General features: G+C 58.1%; 7 protein-coding genes. 1 reads left to right on the top strand and 6 read right to left on the bottom strand.

Going from position 1 to position 6,308, the window contains the following annotated elements:
* Nucleotides 1–235: 235 nt before the first annotated feature.
* The 6 genes from mltG to fabD form a co-directional block, all read right to left on the bottom strand.
* Nucleotides 236–1,411 (bottom strand): endolytic transglycosylase MltG, encoded by a 1,176-nt coding sequence (gene mltG / locus ACTYEO_RS13370; protein ID WP_449324246.1) that lies wholly within the window; start codon nt 1,409–1,411, stop codon nt 236–238.
* A 4-nt stretch (nt 1,412–1,415) separates the two neighbouring features.
* Entirely contained in the window at nt 1,416–2,672 is a 1,257-nt protein-coding gene (gene fabF / locus ACTYEO_RS13365) for a beta-ketoacyl-ACP synthase II (protein WP_449324245.1), read from the bottom strand.
* Between the two features lie 267 nt (nt 2,673–2,939).
* On the bottom strand, nt 2,940–3,173 hold the full coding sequence (locus tag ACTYEO_RS13360; protein ID WP_449324244.1) for an acyl carrier protein: 234 nt from the start codon (nt 3,171–3,173) through the stop codon (nt 2,940–2,942).
* 214 nt (nt 3,174–3,387) lie between these two features.
* The gene (fabG, locus tag ACTYEO_RS13355; protein ID WP_449324243.1) at nt 3,388–4,125 is read right to left on the bottom strand and encodes a 3-oxoacyl-ACP reductase FabG; all 738 of its coding nucleotides are present in this window, start codon (nt 4,123–4,125) and stop codon (nt 3,388–3,390) included.
* Nucleotides 4,126–4,144: 19 nt separating this feature from the next.
* The gene (locus tag ACTYEO_RS13350; protein WP_449324242.1) at nt 4,145–4,723 is read right to left on the bottom strand and encodes a hypothetical protein; all 579 of its coding nucleotides are present in this window, start codon (nt 4,721–4,723) and stop codon (nt 4,145–4,147) included.
* On the bottom strand, nt 4,716–5,660 hold the full coding sequence (gene fabD, locus ACTYEO_RS13345; protein ID WP_449324241.1) for an ACP S-malonyltransferase: 945 nt from the start codon (nt 5,658–5,660) through the stop codon (nt 4,716–4,718). The genes ACTYEO_RS13350 and fabD overlap by 8 nt, the downstream gene beginning before the upstream one ends.
* A 277-nt stretch (nt 5,661–5,937) precedes the next feature.
* On the opposite strand from fabD, the gene rpsF reads away from it, so the two are divergent.
* Nucleotides 5,938–6,300: a 30S ribosomal protein S6 gene (gene rpsF, locus ACTYEO_RS13340; protein WP_449324240.1), complete on the top strand. Its 363-nt coding sequence runs from the start codon at nt 5,938–5,940 to the stop codon at nt 6,298–6,300.
* Nucleotides 6,301–6,308 lie beyond the last annotated feature (8 nt).

The raw sequence follows: 6,308 nt of genomic DNA, 5'->3' as shown, positions 1-6,308 counted from the left end.
TACAACACCAAGCGACCACACAGTGCATTGGGCTACCGCCCACCAGCGCCCGAAGCCATCATCCCGATGGACCAAAGGCCGATCATGCACTAACTTTCAAATTGGACCACTCATGTGGGGCTGCTCAAACCCATGTCTTCCAGCATGTCACAAGTGATGCCACAGACCGCTCGCAATGTCAAAAGGTTTTTAGTTTTCAAATGGTTAACACGCGGCGTGCGCATTAACCATTTGCTTACCTATCGCTCAGGCCCAATTGGTTTTCGCGCTCGGCCTCAATGCGGCGCCATGCGGCCACATTGCGGTTATGCTCATCCAATGTCTCGGCAAAGGCATGCCCGCCCGTGCCATCGGCCACAAAGAAGATATAGGGGCTTCCATCGGGGTCGAGGGCGGCCTCAATTGCGGCCCGTCCTGGATTGGCAATCGGTGTGATCGGCAGCCCGTCGATCACATAGGTGTTCCACGGGTTCTCATCGCGCAGCTCGGATTGGCGAATGCCACGATCCAGAATGCCGCGCCCCTCGGTCACGCCGTAAATCACCGTCGGGTCGGTTTGCAGCCGCATGCCACGGTTCAAACGGTTCACAAAGACGCTGGCCACCTGACGCCGCTCATCGGGAACGCTGGTTTCCTTTTCGATGATCGAAGCAAGGATCAACGCCTCCTCAGGGCTGTTCAACGGCAGGCCATCCACGCGGTTTTCCCATGCATTGGCCAGAATTTCACTCTGTGCCGACAGCATCCGCGCCAGCAATTCTGTGCGCGCGGCCCCGCGCTGTACTTCATAGGTATCAGGCGCCAGCATCCCTTCCGCAGGGACCGAGGCCACCTCACCCGACAAGAACTCAGCCTGATTGAGGCCTTCCACAATCTGCCAGCTGGTCAGCCCCTCAGGCACCGACACACGGTAGACCACGGACGTGTCGCCATTGGTCAACTCGCGGTAAATCTCAGGCACTTCGGCATCATAGGAAAATGTCGCCAAATCAACGATTTCACCCGTTCCAGGCACGCGTTCCCGCAGGCGGATTTCACCCGTTCCGGTATTGCGCAGAACAAAGGTCGCCGTGTAGCGGAAGGTCGATGCCCCACCCGAGGTTACAATCTCAAGGATATCTTCCATCGAGGCACCCGCGGGTATCTCGTAATTGCCAAAACGCAGCTCCGAGGCATAGCCCGCGTAATCCGCCCCAAGCCTGAACACCAAAGGCGAGGAGAGCGCACCCTCCTCCTCAAGTGCACTTGAGACCTGCCGCAATGTGGCACCGCGTGGCACTTCGAAGAAAATGGCCTGATCAAGCGGGCCTTGACCGCGAAACTCGCTTTGCCCCCAGCCAACCAGACCCGCGAATCCGACCAGCACAACGATCAGAAAGCTCATTCCATTCGCGGCGACGCTTTTCCACATAAAGTCAGACTTTCCCCATGATCAGACAGGCATTCGTGCCGCCAAATCCGAAGGAGTTCGATTGCACGATATTGATCTCACCCTTTACGGCCTTATTAGCACAGAGATTGATCTGGGTCTCGGCGGCAGGATTATCAAGATTGATCGTGGGCGGTGCGATCTGGTCGCGGATTGCAAGGATCGAGAAGATCGCCTCAATCGCGCCTGCCGCTCCCAGCAAATGCCCTGTCGCCGATTTGGTCGAGGACATCAGCAAATCCTTCGCATGATCGCCCATCAACCGCTCAACCGCGCCCAATTCGATGGTATCGGCCATGGTGGATGTGCCATGGGCGTTGACGTAATCAACATCCTTCGGCTCCAGCCCTGCCCGCTTCAAGGCCGCGCGCATTGCGCGTTCGGCCCCTTCATGATCGGGGGGCGGCGCTGTGATGTGATGCGCATCGCCCGAGAGGCCATAGCCTAGAATTTCACCATAGATCGTCGCGCCGCGCGCCACGGCATGTTCGTATTCTTCCAACACGACCACGCCTGCACCCTCGCCCATGACAAAGCCGTCACTATCGGCATCCCAAGGACGGCTGGCCGCCTGCGGATCATCACCGCGCTTGGTAGACAGCGCCTTACACGCATTAAAGCCCGCAATGCCGATAGGGCAGATCGGGCTTTCCGCGCCGCCTGCAACCATCACATCTGCATCTCCCCATTGGATCAGACGCGCGGCATCGCCAATGGCATGTGCACCCGTTGAACAGGCCGTCACAACCGCATGGTTGGGGCCACGGAAGCCGTATTTGATCGAAACTTGGCCCGAGATCAGGTTGATCAAAGCGCCCGGAACAAAGAAAGGCGACACGCGGCGCGGGCCCTTATCTCTCAGCGTTACGGCTGTCTCGGCGATGGAGTTCAATCCGCCAATCCCCGCGCCAATCAAAATGCCTGTGCGTTCCTGCGCATCGCGATCGGTTGGCATCCAGCCCGAATCCTTAATCGCCTGATCCGCAGCCGCCACGCCGTAAAGGATGAATTCATCAACCTTGCGCTGTTCCTTGGGCTCCATCCAGTCATCTGGGTTGAAGGTACCATCACTGCCATCGCCGCGTTTGACTTCGCAGGCATAGCTGGTGCCAAACCCAGTCGTGTCAAAGCGTGTGATCGGGCCTGCACCCGATTGTCCGTCCAAAATCCGAGACCAGGTTTCTTCCACTCCGGTCGCCAAAGGCGTTACCAGACCAAGCCCTGTTACCACTACTCGACGCATGTCACGGCCCCTCATTCTTAAGCGCAATTCGCGATGTGATACCCCGAGCGCCTTGTCGGGGGCAATCCCCACAACCCAAGCCTCGGCACATGATTGCCCGATATAAAGCGCTTTATGGGTAACTTGAACAAGAAAGCGCCCCTTAGCAGCTTGAAATCGCAGATTTCAGGCAGCGCTTTGGGCTCAGCTTGAATTGGCGGTGCTTTAAAAAGAAAAAGCGGCGCCCGCAGGGGGCACCGCCTAAATTTTGCTCGTAATCCGAAAGGATTACTGGGCTTCTGTGATGAATTTCACCGCATCGCCAAAAGTCTGGATCGTCTCGGCGGCGTCATCGGGGATTTCGATGCCGAATTCTTCTTCGAACGCCATAACCAGCTCAACTGTATCCAGCGAGTCTGCGCCAAGATCATCGATAAACGATGCGTTCTCGGCAACTTTGTCTGCGTCTACACTCAGGTGCTCGACGACGATTTTCTTCACACGATCTGCGATGTCGCTCATAGTCTTTCCTCATCCGTTTCGGTGCAAGTTGTTCCCTGCACTGTTACAAACTGCCATTCCGGCCGCTCAAATGCCTGTTTTTGAAAGGCTTTATTGCACAATCTCGAACAGACGGGCCGAAGAGCAACACGCTCACCGGCAAATCTGGGCCGCCTATAGCATACTTGCTCTGGAAGGCAATGCCATTACGTCACCCTTTCGCCAATTATGGCCGTCAGAGCATCGCCATTCCGCCATTCACATGCAGGGTCGCACCCGTCATATAGCCGGCCTCATTCGACGAGAGGTAAGCCACAGCGCCTGCGATCTCGGCTGGTGTGCCCATGCGACCTGCGGGAATTTGCGTCAGGATTTTGCCCTTTTGCTCCTCATTGAGCTTATCGGTCATCGCGGTCTCGATGAAGCCTGGGGCCACGCAATTCACGGTGATCCCGCGGCTGGCCACTTCATAGGCCAGTGATTTCGACATGCCGACCATCCCCGCCTTGGAGGCCGCGTAATTGCCCTGCCCCGGATTGCCTGTTGCGCCCACGACCGAGCTGATATTGATGATCCGGCCCCAACGCGCCTTCATCATGCCGCGCAGCACGCCACGGCACAGCCGCATGGTCGAGGTCAGATTGACCTCCAGCACTTGCGCCCATTCCTCATCCGACATGCGCATGAACAGGTTATCGCGGGTGATGCCTGCATTATTGACCAGAATATCAACCGACCCCATCGCAGCGATTGCCGCTTTGGGCAGCGCCTCAACCGCCTCGGCATCGCTCAGGTTGCAGGGCAGCACATGGGCGCGCTCGCCCAATTCCGCCGCCAGCGCTTCCAAAGGCTCGACCCGCGTGCCCGACAGGCCCACGCTTGCGCCCGATGCATGCAGCATTTTCGCGATATCGGCACCAATGCCGCCCGATGCGCCTGTCACCAGCGCGTTTTTTCCTGTCAGATCAAACATGATCGCCTCTCCCCTGAGTTCAATTTATCTCGGTTTGCAGACCGAAAGCCGCGATATCGTCTTCGGTCAGAATATAGAAGTCTGTGCTGGCGCGCATCTCGGCCATGAAGGCCGCGAAATCTGGGCTGCCCAATATGGTCGTGACCAGCCGCTCCCGATCAGATTGTGCGGCAGGGCTTTGATCCACGGCAATGCCTGTGGTTTGTTGCAGCGCATCGCTTTGAAAAACGAAGGTTCCCGCATCCGTCACACGGCGCTCCACGCCGCCCAGATAGATCAGGATTGCATCATTCACGATCGGGCCTGCCGCTTGAGTATCAACGCCTGAGGCGCGGATCACCCGCCCCATGCCAGCCGCCCAACCCACATCATCAGCGCCTGGAATATCCCCAAGCGAGACCAGCGTGATCTCGTCATTTTCTTCCAGAAAGCGCTGTAATCTGTCCGACGCCGCGCCGCTGATTGGCCCTGAGACATGCAAAACCGCGCCTTCAAGCTGGAACACTGTCGCGCCTGCGCCCGCAAAGCGGATCAGGCCATAGCCCCCCGCACTCACAGCCAGCACAATTGCGGCAATCATTCCAAGGCGTTTAGCCATTCAACGCGTCCATGACCGCTTTGATATCATCCGCTGTGCCAATGGCCCGCGTCTCGACCGAGCGGTCGATGCGTTTGACCATGCCCGACAAGGCCTTGCCCGCGCCGATTTCCCAGAAATCCACAACACCGCGCTCGGCCATCCACATCACGCTTTCGCGCCAGCGCACGCGGCCTGTGACCTGTTCGATCAGATTGGCACGGATATCGGCCGCGGCACTTTCCGGCCGCGCGCTGACATTGCCGACCAAAGGCACGACAGGGTCTTTCACCTCAACCTCGGCCAAGGCTTGCGCCATGGCGGTCGCGGCGGGCTCCATCAAGGCGCAATGAAACGGTGCCGAGACGGGCAGAAGCAATGCGCGCTTGGCCCCTTTTGCCTTGGCGATATCCACTGCGCGCAAAATAGCCTCCCGCGCGCCCGAGATCACGACTTGGGCGGGGTCATTATCATTGGCGGCTGTGCAAATCTGGCCCTCGGCGGCCTCCTGCGCCACGTCCATGGCTTGCGCGAAATCCAAGCCCAAAAGCGCGGCCATCGCGCCCTCGCCCTGCGGGACGGCCTTTTGCATCGCATCGCCACGAATGCGCAGCAGCCGCGCGGTATCGGCCAAAGTGAAAGATCCTGCCGCACAAAGCGCTGCATATTCACCAAGCGAATGGCCCGCCACATAATCGGCATGGCTTTCCACGCTGATCCCTTCGGCGTTCAGCGCGGCCATTGCGGCCATCGACGTGGCCATCAGCGCAGGCTGTGCATTGCGCGTCAGCGTCAGCTCCTCGGCCTCGCCTTCCCAGATCAGATCCGAGAGCTTTTCCCCCAAAGCCTCGTCGACCTCTTCGAATACGGCGCGCGCTGCAGGATAATTCTCGGCCAGATCGCGGCCCATCCCGATGGTTTGCGCCCCTTGACCGGGAAATATAAAGGCTCTGCTCATGGAATGGCCCCTCTCTTGGTATCGGCTGTTTTTCAAAACTTGGCACAGGGGCTACCCTATGGCTTCGCGCTTCGCAATTCCAAGTTTGGTTTTGACGCGCGCGTGCAGCCCCAAAAGCCAAATAAAATATACGCAAAGCTTGTCTTGCGCCACGCGCAGACATCTGTATAACGCCCCAATCTTCCGCCAAGACTTTTTTCATCGGCGTTGTCCCTCGTGACCGAGGGCGGAAGTGGGTCGGTCTTTGAAACACGCTTGTAACAGAACTGGAGATGGCATGCCGCTTTATGAGCATGTGATGATCGCGCGTCAGGATTTGTCCAACGCGCAGGCCGAAGGCCTGATCGAACATTTCGGCACCGTCCTGAAGGACAATGGTGGCGAAGTCGTTGATTTCGAATATTGGGGCGTCAAAACGATGGCCTATAAAATCAACAAGAACCGCAAGGGCCATTACGCCTATATCCGCACCGACTCGCCTGCTGGCGCCGTGCAGGAAATGGAGCGCCTGATGCGTCTGCATGAAGACGTGATGCGTGTGCTGACCATCAAGGTCGACGCGCATGAGGAACTGCCCTCCGTACAAATGCAAAAACGTGACGAACGCAGCGACCGTGGCGAACGCCGCGAGCGCCGTTAATCAGGGAA

The organism is Rhodophyticola sp. SM2404, from assembly GCF_053570515.1.
The sequence above is the reverse complement of the archived record's forward strand: the minus strand, read 5'-3'. Positions and strand labels throughout refer to the sequence as shown.